General features: G+C 61.9%; 23 protein-coding genes and 2 pseudogenes. 11 read left to right on the top strand and 14 right to left on the bottom strand.

Annotation, left to right across the window (positions count from 1 at the left end; all coding sequences use genetic code 11):
• Nucleotides 1-10 precede the first annotated feature (10 nt).
• Nucleotides 11-382 (bottom strand): annotated as a pseudogene (locus LB565_RS09265) (IS21 family transposase); the annotation flags it as partial.
• A 176-nt stretch (nucleotides 383-558) separates the two neighbouring features.
• On the opposite strand from LB565_RS09265, the gene LB565_RS09260 reads away from it, so the two are divergent.
• From LB565_RS09260 to LB565_RS09250, 3 genes and pseudogenes are all read left to right on the top strand, one after another.
• Nucleotides 559-807 carry a hypothetical protein gene (locus LB565_RS09260; protein ID WP_224583078.1) on the top strand — a complete coding sequence of 83 codons (249 nt, stop codon included), beginning with the start codon at nucleotides 559-561 and terminating at the stop codon, nucleotides 805-807.
• Between the two features lie 12 nt (nucleotides 808-819).
• Nucleotides 820-1,425 carry a hypothetical protein gene (locus tag LB565_RS09255; RefSeq protein ID WP_224583076.1) on the top strand — a complete coding sequence of 202 codons (606 nt, stop codon included), beginning with the start codon at nucleotides 820-822 and terminating at the stop codon, nucleotides 1,423-1,425.
• A 2-nt stretch (nucleotides 1,426-1,427) separates the two neighbouring features.
• A pseudogene (locus tag LB565_RS09250) lies at nucleotides 1,428-1,919 on the top strand (tyrosine-type recombinase/integrase); the annotation flags it as partial.
• A gap of 605 nt (nucleotides 1,920-2,524) precedes the next feature.
• On the opposite strand, the gene LB565_RS09245 reads toward LB565_RS09250, so the two are convergent.
• Nucleotides 2,525-2,920: a VOC family protein gene (locus LB565_RS09245; protein WP_224583073.1), complete on the bottom strand. Its 396-nt coding sequence runs from the start codon at nucleotides 2,918-2,920 to the stop codon at nucleotides 2,525-2,527.
• Between the two features lie 218 nt (nucleotides 2,921-3,138).
• Between LB565_RS09245 and LB565_RS09240 the strand changes: the two genes are divergently transcribed.
• The 3 genes from LB565_RS09240 to LB565_RS09230 all read left to right on the top strand — a co-directional run bounded on the left by LB565_RS09240 (nucleotide 3,139) and on the right by LB565_RS09230 (nucleotide 6,258).
• Nucleotides 3,139-3,444: a ribbon-helix-helix domain-containing protein gene (locus LB565_RS09240; protein WP_224583071.1), complete on the top strand. Its 306-nt coding sequence runs from the start codon at nucleotides 3,139-3,141 to the stop codon at nucleotides 3,442-3,444.
• Nucleotides 3,445-3,616: 172 nt separating this feature from the next.
• Nucleotides 3,617-4,090 (top strand): hypothetical protein, encoded by a 474-nt coding sequence (locus LB565_RS09235; RefSeq protein WP_224583070.1) that lies wholly within the window; start codon nucleotides 3,617-3,619, stop codon nucleotides 4,088-4,090.
• Nucleotides 4,091-4,236: 146 nt separating this feature from the next.
• Entirely contained in the window at nucleotides 4,237-6,258 is a 2,022-nt protein-coding gene (locus LB565_RS09230; RefSeq protein ID WP_224583068.1) for a sigma-54-dependent Fis family transcriptional regulator, read from the top strand.
• A gap of 79 nt (nucleotides 6,259-6,337) precedes the next feature.
• Here the strand turns inward: LB565_RS09230 and LB565_RS09225 are convergent, their stop codons facing one another.
• The 9 genes from LB565_RS09225 to LB565_RS09185 all read right to left on the bottom strand — a co-directional run bounded on the left by LB565_RS09225 (nucleotide 6,338) and on the right by LB565_RS09185 (nucleotide 16,122).
• Nucleotides 6,338-7,027 (bottom strand): MIP family channel protein, encoded by a 690-nt coding sequence (locus tag LB565_RS09225; protein ID WP_224583066.1) that lies wholly within the window; start codon nucleotides 7,025-7,027, stop codon nucleotides 6,338-6,340.
• Nucleotides 7,028-7,099: 72 nt separating this feature from the next.
• Complete coding sequence (locus LB565_RS09220) at nucleotides 7,100-8,143, bottom strand: NAD(P)-dependent alcohol dehydrogenase (RefSeq protein ID WP_140535659.1); 1,044 nt, start codon at nucleotides 8,141-8,143, stop codon at nucleotides 7,100-7,102.
• 29 nt (nucleotides 8,144-8,172) lie between these two features.
• Entirely contained in the window at nucleotides 8,173-9,804 is a 1,632-nt protein-coding gene (locus LB565_RS09215) for a molecular chaperone GroEL (RefSeq protein WP_224583063.1), read from the bottom strand.
• Between the two features lie 76 nt (nucleotides 9,805-9,880).
• Nucleotides 9,881-10,678: an iron-sulfur cluster assembly protein gene (locus LB565_RS09210; protein ID WP_224583061.1), complete on the bottom strand. Its 798-nt coding sequence runs from the start codon at nucleotides 10,676-10,678 to the stop codon at nucleotides 9,881-9,883.
• Between the two features lie 4 nt (nucleotides 10,679-10,682).
• On the bottom strand, nucleotides 10,683-11,705 hold the full coding sequence (locus LB565_RS09205; protein ID WP_140839152.1) for an amidohydrolase family protein: 1,023 nt from the start codon (nucleotides 11,703-11,705) through the stop codon (nucleotides 10,683-10,685).
• Nucleotides 11,706-11,791: 86 nt separating this feature from the next.
• Nucleotides 11,792-12,160 (bottom strand): MmoB/DmpM family protein, encoded by a 369-nt coding sequence (locus LB565_RS09200; protein WP_140535648.1) that lies wholly within the window; start codon nucleotides 12,158-12,160, stop codon nucleotides 11,792-11,794.
• 17 nt (nucleotides 12,161-12,177) lie between these two features.
• Complete coding sequence (locus LB565_RS09195; protein WP_224583060.1) at nucleotides 12,178-13,236, bottom strand: aromatic/alkene monooxygenase hydroxylase subunit beta; 1,059 nt, start codon at nucleotides 13,234-13,236, stop codon at nucleotides 12,178-12,180.
• A gap of 52 nt (nucleotides 13,237-13,288) precedes the next feature.
• Nucleotides 13,289-14,347 (bottom strand): NADH:ubiquinone reductase (Na(+)-transporting) subunit F, encoded by a 1,059-nt coding sequence (locus LB565_RS09190; protein ID WP_224583058.1) that lies wholly within the window; start codon nucleotides 14,345-14,347, stop codon nucleotides 13,289-13,291.
• Nucleotides 14,348-14,448: 101 nt separating this feature from the next.
• Nucleotides 14,449-16,122: an aromatic/alkene/methane monooxygenase hydroxylase/oxygenase subunit alpha gene (locus LB565_RS09185; protein ID WP_224583056.1), complete on the bottom strand. Its 1,674-nt coding sequence runs from the start codon at nucleotides 16,120-16,122 to the stop codon at nucleotides 14,449-14,451.
• A 549-nt stretch (nucleotides 16,123-16,671) separates the two neighbouring features.
• Between LB565_RS09185 and LB565_RS09180 the strand changes: the two genes are divergently transcribed.
• The 4 genes from LB565_RS09180 to LB565_RS09165 are packed head-to-tail and all read left to right on the top strand — an operon-like array spanning nucleotide 16,672 to nucleotide 18,816.
• Nucleotides 16,672-17,148 (top strand): hypothetical protein, encoded by a 477-nt coding sequence (locus tag LB565_RS09180; RefSeq protein WP_224583054.1) that lies wholly within the window; start codon nucleotides 16,672-16,674, stop codon nucleotides 17,146-17,148.
• Nucleotides 17,149-17,159: 11 nt separating this feature from the next.
• Nucleotides 17,160-17,468, top strand: coding sequence for a hypothetical protein (locus LB565_RS09175; protein WP_224583052.1), 309 nt, complete (start codon nucleotides 17,160-17,162; stop codon nucleotides 17,466-17,468).
• Between the two features lie 14 nt (nucleotides 17,469-17,482).
• Nucleotides 17,483-18,610, top strand: coding sequence for a WD40 repeat domain-containing protein (locus LB565_RS09170; protein WP_224583050.1), 1,128 nt, complete (start codon nucleotides 17,483-17,485; stop codon nucleotides 18,608-18,610).
• 32 nt (nucleotides 18,611-18,642) lie between these two features.
• Nucleotides 18,643-18,816: a hypothetical protein gene (locus tag LB565_RS09165; protein WP_224583049.1), complete on the top strand. Its 174-nt coding sequence runs from the start codon at nucleotides 18,643-18,645 to the stop codon at nucleotides 18,814-18,816.
• A 485-nt stretch (nucleotides 18,817-19,301) separates the two neighbouring features.
• Here the strand turns inward: LB565_RS09165 and LB565_RS09160 are convergent, their stop codons facing one another.
• Entirely contained in the window at nucleotides 19,302-20,588 is a 1,287-nt protein-coding gene (locus LB565_RS09160) for a D-tagatose-bisphosphate aldolase, class II, non-catalytic subunit (RefSeq protein ID WP_224583047.1), read from the bottom strand.
• A complete protein-coding gene (locus LB565_RS09155) occupies nucleotides 20,585-21,532 on the bottom strand; it encodes a sugar kinase (protein WP_224583120.1) in 948 nt (315 codons plus the stop codon). The genes LB565_RS09160 and LB565_RS09155 overlap by 4 nt, the downstream gene beginning before the upstream one ends.
• 231 nt (nucleotides 21,533-21,763) lie before the next feature.
• Here LB565_RS09155 and LB565_RS09150 point away from each other — a divergent pair, with 231 nt between their 5' ends.
• Complete coding sequence (locus LB565_RS09150; protein ID WP_224583045.1) at nucleotides 21,764-22,786, top strand: LacI family DNA-binding transcriptional regulator; 1,023 nt, start codon at nucleotides 21,764-21,766, stop codon at nucleotides 22,784-22,786.
• On the opposite strand, the gene LB565_RS09145 is transcribed toward LB565_RS09150, so the two are convergent.
• Nucleotides 22,774-23,769, bottom strand: coding sequence for an alpha/beta hydrolase (locus LB565_RS09145; protein ID WP_224583043.1), 996 nt, complete (start codon nucleotides 23,767-23,769; stop codon nucleotides 22,774-22,776). The two genes, LB565_RS09150 and LB565_RS09145, sit on opposite strands and share 13 nt — an antisense overlap.
• Between the last annotated feature and the right edge of the window lie 3 nt (nucleotides 23,770-23,772).

Below are 23,772 nucleotides of genomic sequence, written 5' to 3'. Positions count from 1 at the left end.
GGCGAAAGTGGTGTGCCGATATGAAGTGCGCGACCTGAAGCATGGGCGCTCGCCGCCGATGACCGCCCAATCTTCCGACCAGTCGAACTGGAACGCCTCACCGGGTTCGAACGCCAGCGGCACGAAGGTGCCGCGCCCGCTCGTTTGCATCTGACGCTGGCGATCTGCCTTCCAGTCCCGCGCAAAGGCGGCAACGCGTCCATATGAGCCCTCATTACCGAGGCTCATCAGATCCGCATGCGACTGCTTGATCGTGCGCTTCTGCTTGCGCGGCCTGTTTGCTTCCGTCCTCAGCCAGGCCGCCAGCCGCTCGGCATAGGGCATCAAGCTTGCTCGGCCGCTCCGGCACCTGGAAGCGGGGCTCCACCTCGTCGGATCGCAGGTTCGAGCCCCCGAGGTACATTGAGGATGGTCAGACGATCCCGTTCAGACGCTTCGACCACAATTCGCCGCACCGTTCAACTAGCTCTCTTCCGGACGTCGTTTTCACGATCTAGATCCTACTCGCTGCACAGAAGTCCACGCCTAAACGCGCGGGCGATGCAGGCGAGCGAGGTCATGAAAAGCGACTCCCTCTCCTACCCTCCTCGGGGTCTCTCGCGTGAAGAAGCCGCCCGGTACGTTGGCGTGGGCGTGACCAAATTCGATCAAATGGTCGCTGACCACCGCATGCCGAGGCCGAAGAAGGTTGACGGCCGCGTGATTTGGGATCGGTTGAAACTCGAAGCCGCGTTTACCGAACTACCTGGAGACGATGAAGAGAATGTCGTCGACTTCCTGCTGCAAGGGAATCATCGCAGGGAATAGATTCATTTTGCCATGACCAACAGATATCCCGGCCTCTCCTCCTACACCGATCGCCATGGAAAATTGCGGTGGCGCTATCGGACGAAGGAGCGCGTGGTCAGTCTGCCGGCCCCCGATCAGCCGGAATTCAAGGACGCATATCAGGCAGCGGTCGAGGGCCGGAAAGTCCCCAAGGCCCCGGTCGTCCAAATGCCCGGAGCTGCCCTGCCCGGCACGTTTGGAGCCGCTTTTCAACGGTTGAAGATCTCAGTCAAGTGGCTGGCGCTTGATGAGGCCAGCAAGCGCAAGAACACGCGGCTGATCGAAGAATTTTTAGAACTGCGGGTGGTCCCTGATCACCCGCTCATCTGGCGGAACGTAGCGGTTAAGAACCTTAGACGCATCCATGTTGAAGAGCTTCTTGGCCGCTTCATCGCCACGCCCCACAAGGCCAAGCATCTGTTGGTGGGCATACGCAAGCTGGTGTATGTCGCGCTACGGCAAGACTGGATTGAAATCGACCCCACAGCGGCAGTCGAATGGCGGCCCGCCTTTGCCGGCTGGAAAGCCTGGTCGCGCGAGGCCATGGCGCAATTCGAAAACCGTTGGCAGCTCGGCACCGCGGCACGCACTTGCTAGGTTTGGCGCTCTGGCTCGGCAACCGCCGCGGCGACGTCGCTGGCCTGCGCTGGGACCAGAGGGTGACCCGCCGTGTCTTCATCGACGGTGTCGAGCGTCACTTCGACGGGTTTGATATCGTTCAGGCCAAGAACAAGGGGCGAACTGGCGGCAAAAGGCTTTTTGTCCCAATTACACCGATGCTGTCTGAGATCCTGGATGCGGCCGACAGGCGCGGCGAGACCGTCCTGGTGAACGGCTATGGTGAGCCGTTCTCCGCCAAGTCGCTGACTGGAATGATGGCGCATTGGTGCAAGCTTGCCGGGCTGCCGAAGGGGCTGACTCTGCATGGACTGAGGAAGTCGCTTGGCGTCTATCTGGCCGAGCCAGAGGCTTCGACCAGGCAACTCATGGATGTGCTCGGTCACGACGACATCGATCATGCCGAGCTCTATTCGCGCGAGGCATCGCAGGTTCGGCTGGCGGTCCAGGGGATGGATCGAGTCGTGCGTCTCGTGATGCGCAAGCCCATGCTTGGCGAACCTATTGGCGAACCCTGTGGCGAACCACCCTATAAAGCGTTGATAAATAACGACAATGGTGGGCCCGGAGGGCATCTGATAGACCTTGATCAAGTTGAGTTCTTCGCGGGCCAAAATAAAGTAGTTTTCCGTATTGTTCCGTATCGTCTCAGGGCTGATTTGCTCGAAGACGCGATTTCGCAGACAGTCAGGGCCAATGCCGTACATGGCGCGCTATGTCACGTCTGTTTCACAGAAGCGGTGATCCGCCGCCAGTTTCTCGAATGACCGCAGTGGGGCATCTGCCTTTGGGCAAATCAAGGCGAAATTAGACGTAGACGCCAGGGTCGATCATCGAACGCAGCTTCACCCGCCATTAATTTAGGAAGTCGCGGGACTGCTCTACTTCGTCGGTCGGATCATTTATCTGCCACTCTAAGTGGCCGCAGCGCAGTCCCGGACGGTCGAAGCCATCCCCTTCCTATACGAATTGGCAGGAGCACCGCCATCTCGTCCCCGATGGCTATTTCCTGGGCGATCATGCAGGTATTAAGAAGTCGTGGTTGTGCAAGTCATGGGTGTGCACCCATCGAACGCCGCTATTTGTACCGTCCGTGACGCTGCAGCACTTCAACCTGGTAGCCATCTGGGTCGGCAACGAAAAAGAACCGCGCGAGCAGCGCTCCTTCGCGCTTGAACTCGACAATTTTTCGCGGATTGAAGCCTGCTGCAGTCAAGCGCTTATATTCGGCCTCGATATCGTCGACGCAAAAGGCCAAGTGGCCATAGCCTTCGCCAAGCGCATAGAGTTCTCTCCTGCCCTTGTTGATCGTCAGTTCAAGCTCGAAATCGGATTCTGCGCCACGCAGATAAACCAATGTGAACGTGTCAAAATCCAACCGGTCGGCAACATTGAATCCAAATGCGCTCTTGTAGAAACTGACCGACAGGTTCTCGTCGATAACCCGGATCATCGAATGAATTGCTTTCGCCAAAGAAGCCTCCCGCCTTGCATGTGGTCCGGGATACCGCCTACCGTTACAAAACGGGTAGCAGCCAGTTACCACGTCGAGAGGCGTTTGGGCGGATTACACATCACCATCCGATTGCAGTCACCGCAAATTGAGAGGAAAATGCCCGCCAGGTTGGTATCCTTCTGGGGAAGGGACTTGGAAGGTCTTCGCCCAAGCGACATCAAACGGGAGGTCTTAGGATGTGCAAGGTCTTTGCCGGCCAGGATCCGGAAGGCTATCGGCTAATCAATCGCTCAGTTCGAATAGGCGGCCACTCGACGAGCATCCAGCTCGAAGCCACTTTTTGGACGCTGTTGGACGAGATCGCCCATGGACAGGGGATGACGGCGCCGAAATTCCTCTCGACGCTTTACGATGAAGCGATCGAGATTAACGGCCATATCCCGAACTTTGCCTCGATGCTGCGCACCACATGCGCGCTCTACCTGCGCGACAGGCACCCATTCGACAGCGAACCCTCGATATCGAAGAGCAAGGCGGTATGACACGGGCATTGCTCAACGTACGAATACCCCCCGTGTAGCAGCCGCCTGCTACCAACGACACTCATTTCGGCGCTAACTAATATGAATGGCGGACCCGACTGTGGCGGTGTAAGGTTCGCTGCAAGCAAGAAAAATTGCCATACCGGCACTGCCGACGAATCTGGGAGGATTCATGGTCGAGATCATCTCCAAGCGGGATGGCCCGCGGCGCGAGGATGCTCAAGTCAAAAGGCTGATTGAGCAGAACCGCTCAACCATCATTCGCCTTGCCGACCAACTCAGCGCCGGCGGTTATTCAGCTTCTAAACAGCCACGTCAGAAACCCAAGGCTCAAGGCCTTATCATTCATGTTGGCGGCGCACCCGGATCTGTGGCCGAAGCCAACCCGTCCGTGCATGTCAGCATCAATGGGCGTGTGATCTCGAAGGATCAAAACACAGGCCGTCAGCTTCATCATATTGGCGATATCCGTGATCGCGGCGGCGAGCACATTTTCGTATTGGCCACCAAGCAGAACGGCTACTTCGCGCCGGTCGACGAAGCCATCGCCGCGAAGCTTGCCGACGTGGACGGACGTCGCCTCACCGCCACCTACTCCGAAGAACAGCTCGCCACCGACATCGGCGCGAAACTAGGCATCAATTGACCGGTAAGCGATTGGACGGGCTTCGGCACGTCCGATCCAAGACAGAATGCAGCATTGGCATGCCTCGAAGGTTCCGTAATGACTGAATGAAACGCGATCCTGGGCCTAATCAGATGAAGATCGATGCTCTTCCAACGCGTGCGTCGTTGGCCAGCAATCAAATCGCTCTAGGCAGCATCGACTATGACGAGCGCGCCACTATGCGCGCTTGGGAAGATTTTCTGGCGGACGAACCAAAATGTGTCCGCGATCCGATCCGCCCAAGCCACGTCCGCTCCCTCATTCATGACTCCTGGTATCGCAGCGCCACCGGCGGCATCAACGCTCAGGGGATCGAAGCGCCGCTGAGCAGCGATCGCGACGAGATCGAGTACCTGACCCGAGCCAATGCCGAACTGCTCGCGGCGGCGCGCCGATCCTTCGCCTCCATCGGTCAGTTGCTGGAGGGCACCGGCGCGATGCTGGTTCTTGCCGACAGCGACGGCGTGCTGATCGATGCCATCGGCGACAAGAAGACCCTGCATGACGGCATGGATATTCATCTGGCCATCGGCGGCAAGTGGAATGAGGGCGCCGTCGGAACCAACGGCATTGGCACGGCCCTGTGGACCGGGGAACCGACTTTCGTCCATGCGGCGGAGCACTTCTGCGCCGGCATCAAGTCCTGGACCTGCGCCGGCGCGCCGATCCGCGATCCGCTGGACGGCAAGATAGTTGGGGTCGTCGACCTGTCAGGCTATTCGCCGATCTTCCGACCGCACAACACCGCTCTTGTCGCCACCACGGCCCGCCAGATCGAAAAAGCATTGGCGGAGCAGCAACAGGAGCAGCGCACACGCCTGCTCGAAGCTTTCATTTCATCGGCTCCCGGCTATCGCCGAAAAGATGGACTGGTGATCGTCGATCATCGCGGGCGCGCGATCTACCGAAACAACCTGCCCGACGGCGAAGTCGCCGAAATGACCAGCGGCCCGATAGACGCGGGTCGCGGCCGCTGGCTGATGAACCTTCCGTCGTCCGGTTCGGAGGCCGATATCGCCAGGGCTCTGCCGGCTCATCTGCGCTCCTGCCACATCACACCGCTCAAGCTCGATGGCGACTTGCGCGGCGCGGCGCTGGTGTTCCCGTCGGCGCCGACAGTTTCGAGCCCGACCGTGATCAACCGGGAGGCGGACAAGCATCTTCAAGACGCAGCCGCAATGATAGTCGGCGAGAGCGAGGCACTGCTTGCCGCAGTCGATGTCGCCTGCCGCGTCGCGCGATCGAAAAGCGTCGCCTCGCTGCTGGTCGAAGGCGAGACCGGCGTCGGCAAGGAGCTGTTCGCGCGGCTCGTCCATGCCGGCAGCCGGCGTACGGACAATGACCCGTTCATCGCGATGAATTGCGGCGCTATCACAAAGGACTTGTTCGGCAGCGAGCTGTTCGGCCATGTCGCCGGCGCCTTCACCGGCGCATCACGCGACGGCAAACCGGGTGTCTTCGAGCTTGCCAATGGCGGCGTGCTCAGCCTCGACGAGATCGGCGAGATGCCGCTCGAGATCCAGCCGTTTCTGTTGCGTGTCCTGGAAGAGCGCGTGGTCCACCGCATCGGCGACAACCGAGGCCGGCCAGTCGACGTCCGGCTCGTCGCCTCGACCAATCGAGACCTCAAGCAGGAGGTCGCTGCGGGTCGTTTCCGCCGCGACCTCTATTATCGAATCGGCGCCGTCTCGATCACTGTGCCGCCACTGCGCGATCGCGGCGAGGACGTGCTGCTGCTGATCGAACATTTCAACCGGAAGATCGCCGCTGCATCAGGCGACGAGCCGCTGGAATTCTCGCAGGAAGCTGTCGCTGCATTGCTCGCCTATCGGTGGCCGGGCAATGTGCGCGAGCTGAAGAACCTCGTCGGACGGCTGCACGTCCTGGCGCGCGGCCGCGGTATCGGACTGCACGACCTTCCCGAGGAAATCACGGATCGCGGTTCCGAGCCGCAGCCGGGCAGCAACACGGTCGTCTGCCCCGAAGAGCCCGCTGGCACGCTAGCCGAGGCGGAACACCAGGCGTTGAAGAATGCGCTGACCGCAGAGGGCGGCAATCTCAGCCGGGTGGCGCAGCGGCTCGGCATCTCCAGGCCAACGCTCTACCGCAAGCTCGAGCAATATGGCATTCGGCGCGGCTTCGTCTGAACACGCAGCGAAGAAAAAAAACCCATGGCGTTCGCGCCATGGGCTTGGGAACTCTTACCGACAAAAAGGCAGCGGCCGATCAGGCGAGCTGCGGTGCCGGTTCGCCGGCGCCGATCATCCCGCTGCGCAGCACCAGTCCGGCCGCGGCAGCGCCCAGGCAAGGCGCCACGATATAGAGCCAGAGCTGCGACAGCGCGCTTCCGCCGGCAAACAACGCAGGCCCTAGCGAGCGGGCCGGATTGACCGAAGACCCTGACACGGCAATGCCGGCGAGGTGGATCATGACCAGCGTCAAACCGATCGCCAGGCCGGCCAGAGCACCCGCGCCGTCCTCCGCGGTGGCACGCAAGATGACGAGCAGAAAGAGGAATGTGGCGACTGCCTCGAACAAGAACGCCGAAGTCGCCGAATAGGCCGACCAGCCGTTCTGGGCAAAACCATTCGCGGCGACGTCATAGCCGCCGCCTTTGCCTTGCGCCATCACGTAGAGCACCGCCGAGGCGGCGATCGCCCCCAGACATTGCGCGACCACGTAGCCGGCGAGATCGTTGGACTTCATCCGGCCGGAAACGAAGACGCCAAGGCTCACGGCCGGGTTGAGATGCGCGCCGGAAATCGGCCCGATCGAATAGGCCATCGCAATCACCGACAGGCCGAAGGCCATTGCAACGCCGAGCAGTCCGACCTCGGAACGCATGAACAGAACCGTCGCGCAGCCGAAGAAGACCAGCGCGAAGGTTCCGACGAATTCACAGATGTATTTGTTCATTTTTTCCTCTCCGGATTGTGACGCCCGGACCAGATACCGCGGCTTTCCGCGCGGCATCCGGGCCCAAGGCTTTCAGGGAACGATGACGCCGCGGCCGGTGAAGCGCCGGTTCTTGAAGTCATCGAGCGCGGTGTTGATGCTGGCGAGATTGTATTCGGTGTAGTGCATCTTGACCTTGCCGTCGGCGTTGAGCTCCATCAGCTCGACGAGCTCGGTGAAATTGCCGACCAGGCTGCCGCCGATGTTGATTTCCTCGATGACCAGATGCGCGGTCGGCACGTTGACGGCGCCGCCATAGCCTACCACGAACAGCTGGCCGCCCTTGCGCACCATCTTCCAGCAGATGTTTTCCACGCCAAGCTCGCCGACGAAATCGATGACCACATGGGCGCCGCCGCCGGTGATCGCCTTTACTTCTTCGACGACGTTCGGCCCGCCATCGAGGACGAAGTCGGCACCGAGATCCTTGGCCAGCACGCGCGCGGCAGGCTCACGATCGACGGCGATTATCCGGCAGCCTGAAATCGCATGCAGCGACTGCAGCGCGATGTGTCCGAGCCCGCCGATGCCGAGCAGGACGCAGTAGCTCCCCGGCCGCAAAAGCTTCGCCGCCCGTTTGGCGGCGCGATAAGCGGTGATGCCAGCATCTGCCAGCGGCGCCACTTCGATCGGCGTGACATTGGCATTGAGCTTGATCAGCGAACGTTCACTGGTGATGAAATATTCGGCGAAGCCGCCATTCATGCCGAGCCCAGGGAACTGGCCATTGTCGCAGTACATATCCTCGCCGTGCCGGCAGTTGAGGCAGATGCCGCAAGAGCGGAACGGGTGGCAGATCACGGCATCGCCGCGCTTGACCGATCTGACGCCGCTGCCGACCTCCTCGACCCAGCCGGCGTTCTCATGACCCATGATGTAAGGCAGAAGGCTGCCGTCGGGGTCCATGGTCGGTTTCCACACACCTTCAATGATATGGAGGTCGGTGCGGCAGAGGCCGGCGGCACCTACCCGCACGATGACCTCGTCCGGGGCCGTGATCGTCGGCGCCTTGACCTCCTCGATCTTGAGCTTGACGTTCATGTGCGGGTCGTATTCGTAAAGTCTTGCGGCTTTCATCGTCGTATCCTTTCAGGTCCGGAATTGTTTCAGGCGCGGCCAAGCTTTTCCGCGCCGCCGCCGAGTGCCGGCCCGGCCGTCGGGTCCTCATCCTCGGCAAGATCGCCGATCAGTGTCTCGGTGGTCAGGATCAGCGTCGCCACGGAGGCGGCATTGGCCAGCGCGGTGTAGGTGACGCGGACAGGATCGATGATCCCGGCTTCGAACATGTTCTGATAGCTGCCGGCGGATGCGTTATAGCCGTAGCCGCCGTTGATGCGCGTCACCTCGGCTACCACGGCTTCGGGATCGGCGCCGGCATTGGCGGCGATGCGCCAGAGCGGCCGTGTCAGCACCGACCGGACCAGGCGCACGCCTTCGGCGACATCGCCGTCGACACCGGTCGCCACCTTGTCGAGCAGCGGCGCGATCTGGGCCAACGCCGAGCCGCCACCGGCAACCACGCCCTCCTCGGACGCCGCGCGCACCGCATTCAGCGAATCCTCGATCAGCTGGATGGTCCGCTTCTGCTCGACCGGAGTGACGCCGCCGGCATAGAGGATCGCGGTACCGCCGGAGAGCTTGGCCAGGCGCTCGCGCAGCTTGTCCTGCTCGATGTTCGGCGGCGCGGCCTCATACTGCCGCTGCACCTGGGCGCGGCGCGCCGCGATCGCGTCATGGTCGCCGCCGCCGCGAATGATCGAGGTGTAGGATGAGCTGGTTTTCACCCGGTCAGCGGTCCCAAGATCATCGACTGTGATGTCCTCCAGCCGGCCGCCGAGGTCGCGGGCTATCACCCTACCGCCGGTGATGATCGCCAGGTCCTCCATCATGGCCTTTCGCCAATGGCCATATTCCGGCGGATGGACGACGAGGTATTTGCCTGGCCCCTGCTTGCCGAGCAGCGTGACCACAACATCCGGCGACACTTCCTCGGAGACGATCAGCAACGGGCGACCGGCCTGGTCGGCGATACGGCGCACAGTCTCGAGCGCGGTGGGCTCCTTGATCTTGAGATCGGTCATCAGGATGAAGGGCCGCTCAAGCACGGCCTCCATTTTCTCCTGGTCCGTCACCATGTGATGCGAGAGGTAGCCGCGGTCGAAGGACATGCCCTCGACCACATCCAGGGTAGTCTCGGTGGTCACGCTGAAATCGGTGGTAATGACGCCTTCCGCGCCGACGCGCTCATGCGCTTGCGCCACCAGCGCGCCAAGCTTGGCATCGGTCGCGGCGATGTTGGCAACCGAGGCGAGGACGCCATTGCCCTTGGCGGGCTTGGCCGATGCCTTGAGGGCCGTCACGACCGCCGCCACGGCAAGGTTGATGCCCTTGCAGAGATCGACTGATTTGGCGCCGCGCTCATTGGCCTCGATGCCACCCTGGATCAGCGCGTTGGCGAGCACGATGGCGGTCGTCGTGCCGTCGCCGGCGACCTCGTTGGTCTGCATCGACACCTCGCGGACGACCTGCGCGCCCATGTTCTCGAAACGGTCATGCAGCTCGATCTCGGAAGCGATGCTGACGCCGTCGCGGGTCACCATCGGGGTTCCGATCGGCCGGTCGATCATGGCATTCATGCCTTTGGGACCGAGCGTCGGTTCGACTGCCGCCGCCAGTCTGAACACGCCACGGGCAAGGGCCCGGCGGGCCTCGGAATTGTGAAGCATAATTTTAGGCATGATTCCTCCTTCCGCCTTACGGGCGGGTTGTTGGTTGGGGGCCTCGTGCGAGGGAGGCCGTTGCTTTCGGCGCTGCTTAGACGGCCGGCGCGTTTCGCGCCGGCACGCGATCCATGATAAAGTCGACCAGCGTCGGCTCGCCTTTGACCACGCTCAGTTCCTTGTATCTTGTCTGCTTGAGCCCACGGCAAAGCGCACCGTTGAACTCCATGTTGACACGCACACCGCGTAACTCGGCGAGATGGGCACTGAGCGCGGCAGGCGGAATTTGCCGCCCTTCCCAGGTGACGAAGACGGGATCGTCCATACGGCGATCGGGAAACCGCTCCAGCAGCGCTGCCCGGTACCGTGGCTTCTGCATGGCCGCCTCGCCCGGCTCGAAGCTGGCGGCATCGTATGCCGGCAGGTCCATGCCGAGGATTTCGACATCCGTCAGGCCGTGCTGCCGAAGTCCGCGCAGGACCGCTTCCTGGCGGCGCGTGAATGCCTTCATCTTGAAGGTTTCGCGCACGGCGCCGAGATCCGCGTCTGCGGCTAACTCGGCGAATATGTCGCCGAATGCCTTGCCGGCTTCGATGCCGCGATTGACCTCCTCCGCGAACATATGATCGTGCAGTTTCACGCGATAGGCTGGCGACCAGGAAAGCTGGTCGAGCGCCTTGCGGACGCCGTCGAGCATGAGGAAAGCGAAGTTGGGCGAGCACCAGTAGGTCGGCAAGCGGAAATCGACCTCCACGCTGCCGTCGCCCGTCATCTCGGCGCGCTCGACGAAACCCATCTCGGTAATCGGTTCGTCGAGTTCCGGGTCATTGACCTCGCCAAGGCGCCGCCAGAGTTCCTTCTCGCGGCTGTCGGAAACGCTGGCGGTTGCCATGGCGCTACTCCGCCGCGATACTGAAGGGCGAACTTGCGAACGCCTTCTTCTTCGCTTCGACGTCGATCTCGTAGAGGCGCGCGGCATTCAGCCCGAGGATCTTCTCCTTGATCTCGTCGGTCAGCTGCACGCCGCGTTCCGCGGCGATGTCCTCGGGGATCTGATACGCCCAGAATTTCTCGACGAGCCAGCGCGGCGTCCAGATCGCATAGTCGGAGCCGAACAGGATCTTTTCCGGCCCGATCCAGAAGAGCAGCTCGGCAATGACCTCGCCGAAATAGCGCGGGCGCGAATGGATGAAGGGCAGCGCCACCGCCAGGCCGCCATAGACGTTGGTTTCCTGCGTTGCGATCCAGCAGAAATCGTCGAGGCGCGGCAGTCCGCAATGCTCGATGATCCAGTTCAAGCCCTGGAAATCCGTCGCTGCGTGGTCGACATCGTGCACGTCGAACGCGTCCTTGCTGAGCGGGATGATTGTCGGGCCCTTGTGGACGTGAATGTTTTTGATGCCGAGCTTTTCGCAGAGTTCGAAACACCTGTAGGCGTCGGGATCGGTGAGCTTCCAGCCCTTGGAGGCGCCATTCCACTCGGCCGTGTACATCTTCACGCCCTTGACGTCATAAGTCTCCTTCATGAAGTGGATGTATTCCAGCGCCTTCTCGCCGTCGCGCGGATCGAAGGACCCATTGATGATGAAGCGCTCCGGGTAGCGCTTGGCGACCTCCGCGTTGCGCTCGATCGTGTTGAACCCGTTCTTGTAGAAATCCTTCAGATAGGTTGACTGGACGATCGCCACGTCGTCCGGACCGTCTATGAACAGGTCGCGATAGAGATCGTCGGCGCTGTATTTCTCGAACTTGCCCTTCTCCCAAAGCTGCTCCTTCGGGCTCAGCCCCGTATGATAGGCGTAGAAGCAGTCGATGAACTGCTTTCCGTGGATGTTCCTCTGATTCTCCGGGCTACCGTCCCAGAAATGGGTGTGGCCATCGACCACGAAAATGTCTTTGCCTTCAGGTGTCCTGTACATTCTTGCCTCCGCAATCGTCGCGTTGATGCCGTCTGTTGATGGAGTGGGCGCGCCGCGATCGGGCAGCGCGCCGGTGCCCGGCTTCCTCAGATGTATTCGAAGACCTCGTCCATGTTTCCGAACAGGATCACGGTGTTGTCGTCGACGCGCACCATGCGGCCGTAATGGGTGGAGGTGTTGACCTCGAAAATCTCCGCGGTCATGTCGCGGCCGAGATATTCGCTGATCTCGTCCATCTTGAAGATCAGCTTGCCGTCGCCGTCGATGCGGATCATGGCCGGCTGGTAGGTGACGATGACCCCCGGCTTCTTGCCCATGAACTCGGCGATGGCGCGTGCCTCGACCGAGTCGTTCATGGTGACGCCGCACTGGTGCGAAATCGTCTGCTCAAAGGTGATGTCCTTCATCGATTTGAAGATGTTGGACTGCGAGGCGTCGCGTGCTGCTACTGACATGTTGGTCTTCTCCCTGTTCAGCGCTTGAGGCCGAGTTCGCCGAGGATCTGGCCGATCCGTTCCTCTGATTGGGCGCGAACGTCGGTGAAGGAAATCGGCTTGGAATGCGGCATCGACCAGATCGGCTGAAGGCCGGTGGCTGCCTTGTCGGCAAGCGCGCCGTGCTTGTTCACCCAGCCCTGGAAGAGCTTCCTATTCGCCGCGCCATGCTTCTCGTCATTGGCAAGCAGGTAGACGAGGTCGATGGTGTTGGCGAGGTTGCGCTCGTAGTCGGCTTCGGCCGCCGAGATCACCGGCGGTGTGATGAAGTCGTGGTTGGCCGCCGCGGCCTGCATCAGAAAGCCGGAGCGGAACAGTTCGCCGACCAGCGGTTCGAACACGATGTTGATGGCGAAGTACTGTTCCAGATAATCGGTCGTGCCCATGATGGTTTCGACCGCCTCTCGGGTGCCCTGCCAAACACCGTCCTCCAGCCAGTGCTTCTTGCCGAGTTCGTCGTCCCAGCCGGCGATGTCCATGCCGATCTCAGCGAGATAGAGCGTGATGTCCTGGGCGAGCCTCAGCTTGTAGGACGAATTGGTCAGCGTGGCGTTGTTGATCATCTGCGTGTAGCCGTAGCGCTGCGCCTGCATCAGCGAAGTGCCTAGGCCGAACTCGGCATGTTTCCACGCTCCGAGATGCGCCTGCAGGAGCTTGGCCCACACCTTGTCGAAGGTCTTCGGCGCGCCGGCGCGGCGGGCATTGGTGATCACGCTCTGCACCATCGTCTCGATTTTCGACTGGCGCTGATAATGCGTGCGCTCCCACTCCTGGTCGGGAGCCCGGAAGGCATGCCAGTTCGAGCTCTTGGCAGCCGTATTGTCCTTGATGTAGGCGCCCTTGCCGTTCGAGAAGGAGATGATCCAGTCCTGGATCAGGTAGCGCTCGGGGTCGGGCTGCACGTCGACCGTGACATCCTCGTAATGGGTGGCGCGCTGGCCTTTCGGATCGAAATACCGATATTTGCGGCTGTCGGAATCGGCGAAGATCGCGGCTCCCGCGGCTCCCGATCCGACTGAACTCGACGTTGCTACCATTGTCTTCACTCCCTTGTTGCAGTTGCTTTGGTGTCGCTGGCTCCGGGCCGTCTCAATGGCCCGGGGTGGCGCTGGACGACGTGGTGAACCGGTCGAAGAAGATGCGTTCGCTCTCGAAGCCGTTCATGAACAGGACCGGCTGCAGCGCATCGATCATAGGCGGCGGACCGCAGGCGTAGACGTCGCCCTGCCCGTCGACCGCCAGTTGCTTGAGCTTGGCATCGACGCTCTGGTGGACGAAGCCGCGCTCGCCGTCCCACGCCTCGCCATTCACATGCGACAGCACCGGGATGAACTTCAGCTCCGGGTAGCGGCCGGCAAGCTCGGCGATCCTGTCGAGATAGAACAGGTCGGTCGGGGTCCGCGCGCCGTAGAAGAAGAACACGTCCCGCTTCTCACCGCTCTTCAGGTGATCGTTGAGGATCGACCAAACCGGCGACATGCCGGAGCCGGCGCCGACCAGGATCAGGGGACCTTGCCGTTCCTCCCGCCGGAAGCAGGTTCCATAGGGTCCGGCGACAGTGACTTCGGCTCCGACGCGAATGCCTCCGGAATCAAGCTCTCCGGAGAACTTTCCTTCGGGATATTTCTTGATGATGAAGGAAAGTTTTTGGGTTTGGTCCGGCGTATTTGCCATGGAGAACGAGCGCGTAATCGTCTCCCCTTTTTGCGTGGTGACCGTGATGTCGACATATTGCCCAGCCCAGAATTTTATCGGCGAGCCGAGCTCGATCTCGATGCCGCGGATGTCATGGGTCAGATGTTCGAATTTTGAGATCCGGCCTTTGAATGTCTTCACCGCGATTGATTTCGCCAGCACCTCCTCGTCGTAGTTGAGAAGCTCGACATGCATGTCGGAATAGGCGATGGACCGGCACAACAGGATGTGCCCGGTATCCTTCTCCGTGTCGTTGAGGGCGAAGGTCGAGTATTTCAGCATGTCGACCTCGCCTTCGAGCAGCACGCATTTGCAGGCCGAGCATTGCCCTTCCTTGCAGCCATGCGGCAGCGCAATCCCCTGGCGGAATGCCGCGTTCAGGACCGTCTCGCCGTTTTCGACCTCGAACTCGACGCCGACCGGCTCCAGGCGCACGGTGTGAGCACCAGTCATCGATAACCTCCCAATTCCTCTCCGGCCCGTCCGCAGGACAGGAGATGGCCTTCCTCTGGAATGTCGCGGGGGGCCGGAACCCGGCCCCCGCGCTCGTATGGTCAGTTGAAGGGCGTGATGGTGAAGCCGGCCCGATACTCGGCCAGGTGCTTCTCACGATCGGCCGGCGACATGCCGCGAAGCGCCTTGAGCGGCGATCCGAGGACGTTGCCGCGCACGTCGTCGAGCGTCCACTGCTCGTCGGTGCCGAAGCGCAAATGCGGCTGCGGGATCAGCGTCTTGCCATCGGAACGGACGAAGTTGAGGTCCTTGATCGCATCGGCGAGATCCCAGCCGTCATAGAGCGTCTCCCACTCGCGCTTGCCGCTGAAGCGGCCCATCGCGGGCGTCGGACGGCCTTGATACTCGTCGGCGAAGGCTTCGACAGCGGTCCAGCGGTCGAGCTCGTGGGCGAAGGTGTGCAGCTGCCCATCGATCTCGTCGACCACGATGTCCTCGCGGATCAGGCAAGGCACGAGGCAGGACCAGCAGCGGTGCGGATAGACGTAACCGACATCGCTGTTGAACAAGAGCACCTTCTCGCCCTTGTGGCTCAGCTTGGCGTACCATTTCCAGAAGTCGCCGAACTCGGCGTACCAGCCCGGATATTTGTGCTCGAACCACTCGAAGTCCTTGTCGGTCTGGGCCTCGATGCGCCAGAAGTTCACCGGCCAGCCAACAGCGAAGAACTGGCCGACCTTGTGGACGTAGTTCTTCTTGGTGATGCGCTCCCAGGCTGCCTGGACATCGTCATGGTGGATCTTGATGCCGTACTTCTCGAGCGGCAGCATGTAGGTGCGATAGTAGTCTTCGTAAATCCAGCGGTGCCACATCTCCGCATAGGATTCCTTCGACTTGTCGCGATTGGTGGTGCCGTATTCGATGAAGGTGCCGATGGCGGCGTCGACGATTGCGTGGTTCTGCCAGAAGGCGTAGCGCATGTCGCGCTCGAGCAGCAGGTGGTTCTCAGGCTCCTTCAGCGCGGCCATCAGCAGCGAGTGGCCGTTGCCGATGTGCCGGCTCTCGTCGGACTGCACCGAAAGGAACACGGTCGGCAACGCGTAATCGCCGTTGCGGGCGGCCTCCGAGGGCATGGCGACGAAGAGCGTGTTGGTGAACGCCGTCTCGGCCACGACGGTCAGGTACATGCACGCGGCCGTCATCGTGTCGCCGGTGATGAAGCCTTCGCCGAACTGGCGGCCGATGGTCGTCGCATAGCACTTGCCGAAGGCTTCCTCGGTGATGTCGAAGCCCGCCGGATCGATGTAGTTCTCCATGTACCACTTCTTCAGGTTCATCTGGATCGTGGAGTGGCGGAACTCGTCGACCATCTGCATGGTGAAGCCGGTCCTGAGATCTTCGCCCGGCGCCAGCCGCGCCACCATCGCCATCGAACGGGCGGCGGAGATTTCCGGGAAGGGAATGATGGCGAGGAAGAGCTTCATCCATTCCACCCAGCGCGGCTCGACGTTGCGGAACATGTCGCCGCGAAGAGCGGCATCGAGCGCGCCATAGACGCGATTGTCCTTCTCCTCCTGCATGGGGAAGTAAGAGCGCAGCACCTGCTTCATCGGATCGCGCGGCGCCTTGGCGATCTTGTAGTCGGTCGGAAACGTCATCGCTTCCTGGACATAGGTCGGGTTCCAGCCGAGGTCGGAAATCTTTTTCGTCGCCTCGCCTACGGAAATGCCGCGTTGCGAGGTAATCTTGTTGAGCGTCAAAGACGACATCGTCATAAGCCTCCACCAGGTTTGAGCCGCGGATCCCTTGATCCGGGCGTGAGACGGCAAACAGCGCCGCCAGTGAGAGTGCGAACGGCACGACAAAGGGTTGCGCATTCAGGCGCGACCGACGGCCGGCTGTTCAAGTGGATCGCGGCAAAGGTTTGTGAGGGGTCTGGCGCGGCTCGCTACGCCAACCGCACTTGCGATGGCGTAGCGAAGCGGACCTGCTTCCTCCGTTCCTTCGTTCTTTTAGCACCGCGACGAGAGCGCGATGGGCTTCTTATGGAAATAGACAAAGCAAGCGCCGTGCCAGTTTGCAAATAAGGGCGCATCCGGCCGCTGGGAACAACCCACGCGCATTTCGACGGCAGAGATCGCCATCAGCTGTAACGTTATTTTACAATTGTAACTTACGGCTGTAATGATTTTCTTCTATTCGCAATCGCAATATATTTACTTAGCACCTGCAGCATTCAGAAAAATACACGCCATCTATTCAATTCTTCTGATCTCTCTATTATTTCAACGTGACGGCCCATGCGGCTCAGCAGGAGAGAGGCTATGCCGAACGACAGGGACAACCGGAGCCGACCGCCGCCAACATCCGATCTGTCCGACGGCGTTGCCGGCGATCTGGTAAGGCTGATGCCCCGTGATCTGGTGTTTGTCATGCGCTTCATGGGCGAGAGCCAATTGCGCCTGCAGAGCCACTTCCAGAGCTTCATCCGGGCCGAACTTGCGGCCGGCGGCGTCACCGCCGAAACGCATCCGATGATCCATCTGTTCATCGAGAGCCACGCCATCCTGCTGCGCGACTTTGTATTTTCCGGCGTTTCGCTGTCGCGCCAGTTCCGCGTCGAAGAAATCGAGCGCCTCACCGGGGATACGACCGCGATGATGCGGGTGGACATCTGGGACCAGCTCAAGAGCCACATCGAAACGGCCGAAAAGCAGTTCCGGTCACAGGCCGGCACATTGCCAAAAATGCTTTCGGCTTTCGAAAAGCCGCCCGGCTCGATGGTTCGGCGCGAAATATGACGGAGGATCCGATGGACCAAGCCGCTGCGCGTGACGCGCTGCTCCTTCGCCGGCTCGATCTTGTCGCCCAGGTCTCGGCGCTCACCGCCGAGGCGCTGCGGCTCAACCAGAAGCTCGCCGGCATCGAGATGGATGTGCTGCGCCTGAGCCTCGAAATCGGCAGGAGCGGCGCCACCGAGCAACTGGTGCAGGATTTGCATGACGCCGAAGAAGGCGCCGCGGAAATCAGGCAGGTATGCAAGGCGTGCGAGGAGGGCATCGTCGCCGCTGAAGCCGGCATCGAGGAGGTCGACCGCGGCCTGGCGAAGACCGGAAACTGACGAAGGAAATGGCCATGAACCAGCACGCATTACAGAACCTGACCCTGTTCGACCTCCTGGGGCGCAGCTGGCGTCGCCCTTCGGCGATCACCGATCTTCGCTTCAGCGCGGATGGCTCGGCCGTCGCATTCTCATGTGTGGATGGAACGGTCGCCATTGCCGCGGTCGCGGACCCAGAACCGCCGGAGTCGCGCATCAGGGTAAGCGGCGATCTCGGCCAGACGACGATCCGCCCCAGGGAAAAGCCGACTGCGCCATTGATCGCCACCGCGGCGCTGGGAGACGGCGATTTGCCGCTGGCCAGTTACCTTCACTCCGGCTTCCTCGTCGGCACGCCGGCAGGTGAAGCGGTGCATCTGATGGCGGAAGGCGACATTGCGCACACGGTGGTCAAGGTCGATGGGCCAATCATCGCTATAGAGTACAGTCCTCGCGTCGCGATGACAGCGGCCAGCAACGGGCGGGACGTCTTCCTGTCGCGCGCCCAGGGCGATGCAACACGATTACAACGCGAAACACTATCTCCCGCCCACACGCTCGAGTTCTCGCCGAATGGACGGCACCTCGCCTGTGGCTGTGAAACCGGACTGGCGATCTGGGCGACAGACACCGACGCTGGTCCCATAGCTGAGATTCCTCTGTCAGCGCGCCTGACGACGGTTCGCTGGAGTGGCGACGGCACCTGGCTGGCCTGCGGGCTCGAAACAGGAGGCTTCGCGCTGGTCAGCGTGGCCGATAGCCGCGTAACCACCGTCGCTGGATTTCCGTCGCCGGTGCGGGCGGTATGTTGGAGCCCGCCAGGAAATGCGCTGTTTGCCTCGGGCGCCTTCCGGATCGCCGGCTGGTCGATGACCGCGCCGCCACTTGATGGCGAAACCTCCGGCGCTCTCGAGACGGGCCGCACCGGGCTGGTTCCGGTCGAGACGCTGGCTGCCCATCCACACAAGAGACTCATCGCGGCCGGCTATGCGAATGGTCGCATCGCCATCGCCCAGATCGGCGTGCGGGACGAACTCCTCGTCAGGGCCCTGGGCGGCGCGGTGACCGCGCTTGCCTGGTCGGGCGACGGACGGCACCTGGCAGTAGGCGCCGTCGACGGTACGGCCGCGATCGTCACCTTTCCGGCGCAGATGTTCAAATAGCCAAAGCGATCCGCACAAAACTGGAGAAAAACATGCAGACCGAATCCACCGCCGAGGACAAGAGCAAGGACGAATTTTTCGAGAAACTCGCTAAACTGTCGGAAGAAATGGTCGCCAGGCATGGCAAGGATTTCAGCATGGGCGCGCTGGTGCTGGCTGCCCGCTGGATTGCGGAGAACCGTGGCAGTCAATTGAAGACCAACTGACCATCAAGGTGCTTGTGACAGGTCGCACTCCAACATCAGCTCCTCGAAATTCGCGGGCAAGATCGAAACAGCCTATTGTCTCGAAAGGTGCTGTGAAGATCGCACTTCCAACGCGGCGGTCGAGGGTTTCGAGTCCACGTTTGGGCCATATCGAAAAAGCATAAGAACATCAAAATATTACCGCGGCATTTTGGTGGGCCTGGAGGGTGTGAGACTCCAAATGAAAATCAATGGCTTTTTGCTTCCTCATCGGCCTGATGGGGGTTAGCGAGCAAGCGCCCGCCCGTGTGGTCATGATCGCTTCCAACATGGCCTATTACGACCGCGAGACTTTTTCGCCTTAAGCGATGCCGGCCTGCTGATGACGGCTTTCTCCGCGTCCGGTGCGCACGTGCCTCGAGTGCGCTCTGCACCGGTTCTCGCGAGCCACCATTTTCGACTGGGCCTGACCTGAATCTCGGCGCACCCCTGCTGAGCCGGGCGCGCTACGCGCTCGTCGCGCCGCGGTAGATGTCGAGGACGCGTGTGACGCTGCCGACGAGAAGCTCGTGCGCGGTCGGCCTGAACCGGCCGGCGGCGACACCATCTTCCAAGTGGCCGAGATACTGGCTGACCAGGGGGCGTGTGATCTCGCGCTCGCCAAGCGCGCCAAGCAGCGCCTGGGTGGCGCGGTGCGCTTCCGGCGCCGGCCAGTAGTAGCGGATGCGGTCGCTGAAGGAGAAATGCCGCTGCAGACGCTGCTCGTCGGGCGTGCCATGATAGTAATTCTGCCAGTTGCCGGGCGTGGCCAGCATGATGCGCTCCATGGTGGCGGGCAAGCTTTCGCGAGACGGATCGGGCGCCAGTTGGTCGGCGATGTGGCTAAGGCCGTAAAGCGCCTCGCGCAACGCGAAGGTGAGCCAGGGGCCGACCTTGATGATGGCGAAACCGTCGCGCACCAGCATGCCCAGCGCTTCCGCCGGCTGGTAGTCGGTCGAGTGCGCCTCGAAGACGAATTGCGGCATGCGTTCCAGCACCGCGACCAGCTTGGTCGCCTTCTCCGCCGCATAGGCGATGATGTCGGCATTGCCGAATTCGACCCCGGGTTGGACAACGACGCCGACGGCGCGGGCAAAGGCGCCGTCGAGGCCGAGGCGGGAAAAGGCCTGGCGGTGGACCTCGACCGTGCGGAGTGCGTCGGCGGGCTCGGTGACATTCATGTGCTCGAGCGCTTCGAGCGCGCCGCCGGGCACCGGCACCTCGGTGCCGATTATATAGACCGGCTTTTCACCGCCGGTGCGCGCGACCGCCGCCTCTGCAATCGCAGCAAGCTCGGCGGCGCGGGCGGCGATCGTTTCGTCGGGGAGCGCAAGTGGATCGCCGGCGCAGGCCATGCTGGTGTCGAGATGCAGCTTGGTGAAGCCGGCTTCGGCATAGGCGCCGATCATCGCCTTCGCCTTTTGCATCGCGTCGGTGGCGGGCAGACGCTTCCAAGGATTGGGGCCGAGATGATCACCGCCGAGGATCAACCGGTCGAGCGGAAAGCTGGTGTTGCTGGCGTGCTTTTCGACGAATGCACGGAAGGCGGCCGGCGTCATGCCGGTATAGCCGCCCTCGTGGTTGACCTGGTTGCAAGTCGCCTCGATCAGCACATCGGCGCCATGCGCCGCGCCGTGGCGTAGTGCCGCCTCGATTACCAGCGGATGCGCCGAGCAGATCGAGGCGATGCCGCCCTTGCCACCAGCGGCGCGGCGCGCGGCGACATTGGCAAAACGTGCGGCGGCGCCGCTCATGCCTGCGCCCCGGCGTTGGCGATGAAAGCCTCGACTTCGGCGAGCCGATGAATGCCTTCCATCGGTCCCTTGCGGGTAACGGCAAGTGCGCCGCAGGCGTTGGCGACGCGCAGAGCGTCGACGGGTGCGGCGCCGCGCAGCCACATCGAAACGAAGGCGGCGCCGAAGCAGTCGCCGGCTCCGGTCGGGTCCACTTCCTCGACAGCAAATCCAGACATTGCGATCGAGCTCTGGCGATCATGATAGACGGCCCCGTTAGCCCCTTTCTTCAGCACGATGCAGGAGATGCCCCGGCCAAGCAGATCGGCAATCGCACCCTGCTCGTCGCCCACTGAAGAGAACAGGAGCAACTCGTCGCCGCTCGGCAGAAAGACATCGGTCTGCACCAAGACGCGGTCGAGCGCCTCGCGCATACCGGAGTCCTGCATGATCTCGCGCCGGACGTTGGGGTCGAAGGACACGGTGCCGCCCTTGGCCTTCACGGCCGCGACCGCTGCTAGAGCGACATCGGTAGCCTTGTTCGAGAACAGCGACGAGCCCATGACATGGACGTGGTCGGCGCCCGCGAGCAACCGCCTTGCCACATCATCGATGTCCAGCAGGCCCGCCGCACTGTTGCGGATGTTGAAGACGAAATGCCTGGAGGCATCGGCCCGATAAGTGACGAAAGCGGTTCCAGTGGCATGGCCCTTGTGAGTCGCGATCGCCGAAACGTCGGCCCCGAGCGCTCGCAGCCGGTCAATGTTGAGCTGGCCGAAATCGTCCTCGCCGACGGCGCCGATGAGGCCTGCTGGCTGGCCAAGCGCGGCTGCCTGGCCAATGAAGATGGCCGGCGCGCCGGACGGGAATGGCCCTACCAGCGGCCCGGGTTCGAGAAAGCTCTGGCCGATCCGTTCAGTCATGATCTCGACCAGGATTTCGCCGGCGCAGACCAGCTTCTTCATCACGTCCTCGGGCATTTGCCGCGCATGGCGTAGCCTGCAAGACTGGTATGGCACGCACTTTTCCACGTCAATTAATAAATTTACGCACGGAATAATTTTCATCGACGCGTTGAAACGTGGAGCGCCTCCTGTAAATTTTTAAACTTGCGGTCGCGGGTGGGCGCACCGTATGGAAGGCGCCGAGGCGGCGCGTGGATCAGACCGGGAAATATCCGTGCTGCGAGGATCTGGATGGCGATTACGCACAAGACGATGGAGGATTTCGCCCGTTCCTGCGGCGTCTCCAGACCGACACTGTCGAAATTTTTCGACGATCCGACCAGTGTCAAGCCGGCAACGCGCAAGCGCATCGAGGACGCGCTGCGCTCGTCCGACTATCGGCCCAATCTGTTCGCCCGTAACCTCAATCGCAAGCGCACCCGCAGCATCGGCATCGTTGTGCCGACACTGACCGATCCCTTTTATTCCGAGATGGTCAGCCGCATCGAGCTGCGGCTGCGCGACGAAGGCTACTGGCCGATCGTCATCTCCTCGCATGGATCGAGCAAACTCGAAGTCGAGGCGACGCGGACCATCCTGTCGCTGAAGGTCTCGGGCGCGCTCGTTGCGCCGCTCGGGCGGCGTTCCGACGAGCGGGCAATCGAGAAGCTGACGCAAGCGATCCCGATCGTCTATTTCGACACCTATCTCGAGGGCAACACGCCGTTCGTCGGCAACAACAACACGCAGAGCGTTGCGACCATCGTCGACTATCTCTGCCGCTCCGGCGATCCGCCGGTCTATTTCGATATCCCGCACGTCAATCACAATTCGCGCGAGCGGGTGGAGAGTTATGTCGATGCCATGAAGCGGCTCGGACAGGAGCCGGTCGTTTTTGGCAACGTGCAGGACTACACGTGGGAATTTGAACGTATTGGCTATGAACAGACCGAGAAGCTGCTCGGCAACGGCGGATTGCCAGGCCAGACCATCCTGTGCGCCAACGACCGCCTGGCTTTCGGCGTGATGGCGGCCGTCTTCTCGAAAGGCCTGAAAGTGGGCCGCAAGGCCGATTGCGACCTGCGCGTCGCCGCCCATGACGACCATCCGCTCAGCCGCTACACTTGCCCGGCGCTTACCACCATGGCGCAGGATTTTGCGACAATGGCCGGCCATAGCGTCGAGACGCTGCTTACTCTGCTCGACGAGAACGGCGCCGCCGTCACACCGAAGGTCAGTCTCGATGCGACGCTGGTGATGCGTCAATCGGCCTGAGACCTGCTGAAAGCAGGATCGAACTCCCGCCATGCATTGACCGCGGCCTCGACGGCCTGCCGCGACGCCTCGCCATGGCGGCCCATCGAAACGAATCCGTGGATCTGGCCCGGCCATCGCTCGAGCACGACCGCTACACCAGCGTCCTGTAGACGCCTGGCATAGGCTTCGCCCTCGTCGGCTAGAATGTCATGACCGGCGACGGCGAAGAAGGCGGGAGCAGCCCCTGCAAGGTTTGCCGCCTTGAGCGGCGAGACGCGCCAATCGTCAATATCGGCAGCATCGCGGATATAGTGATCGCGGAACCAGGCCATGGTCGTGGCGGTCAAGCCGAACCCCTCGGCGAAGCGGCGGTAGCTGTCGGCCGTCGGCGTGGCATCGGTATTGGGATAGAGGAGCAGTTGCGCCGTCAGAGGGATGCGATCGCTCCGTGCGAGCAGGCTGAGCACGGCGGCCAGATTGCCTCCGGCGCTATCGCCCGCGACGGCGATTCGCTTGCTCTCGATGCCGAGATCGGCGGCATGACTGTGCATGAAGGAAAGCACGGCGCGGCAGTCCTCGACCGCAGCCGGAAATTTGTGCTCCGGCGCCAGTCGGTAGTCGGGCGATACGACGACGCAAGCCCCGATGTTGGCGAACCAGCGGCAGATCTCGTCGTGCGATTCGAGATTGCCGATCACCCAGCCGCCGCCATGCAGGTAGAGCAGCGCCGGGGCCCCTGCGTCAGGCGCGCCCTGCCCGCGATAGATCCTCAGGGTCAGTGGGCCGCCGGGTCCGGCGATTGTGGGCTCGGTGACTGAGCCCACCGGCTCGCGCTCGCCTTGCAAGTCCGCAATACCGTCTTCATAGGCGCAGCGTGCCTGTTTCGGCGTGCCGGCCTCGAACGGCGGGGTGTTGGTCCGGCGACCGAGATCGAGAACATGCCGCGCCTGCGGATCGAGCGCGGACAGGGTCGGTGTTGCCGTCGGCGGTGATGTCGTCATCGA

The organism is Mesorhizobium sp. CA14, assembly GCF_020165195.1.
Taxonomy (GTDB): domain Bacteria; phylum Pseudomonadota; class Alphaproteobacteria; order Rhizobiales; family Rhizobiaceae; genus Mesorhizobium.
This window is presented reverse-complemented; position numbering and strand designations above follow the sequence as displayed.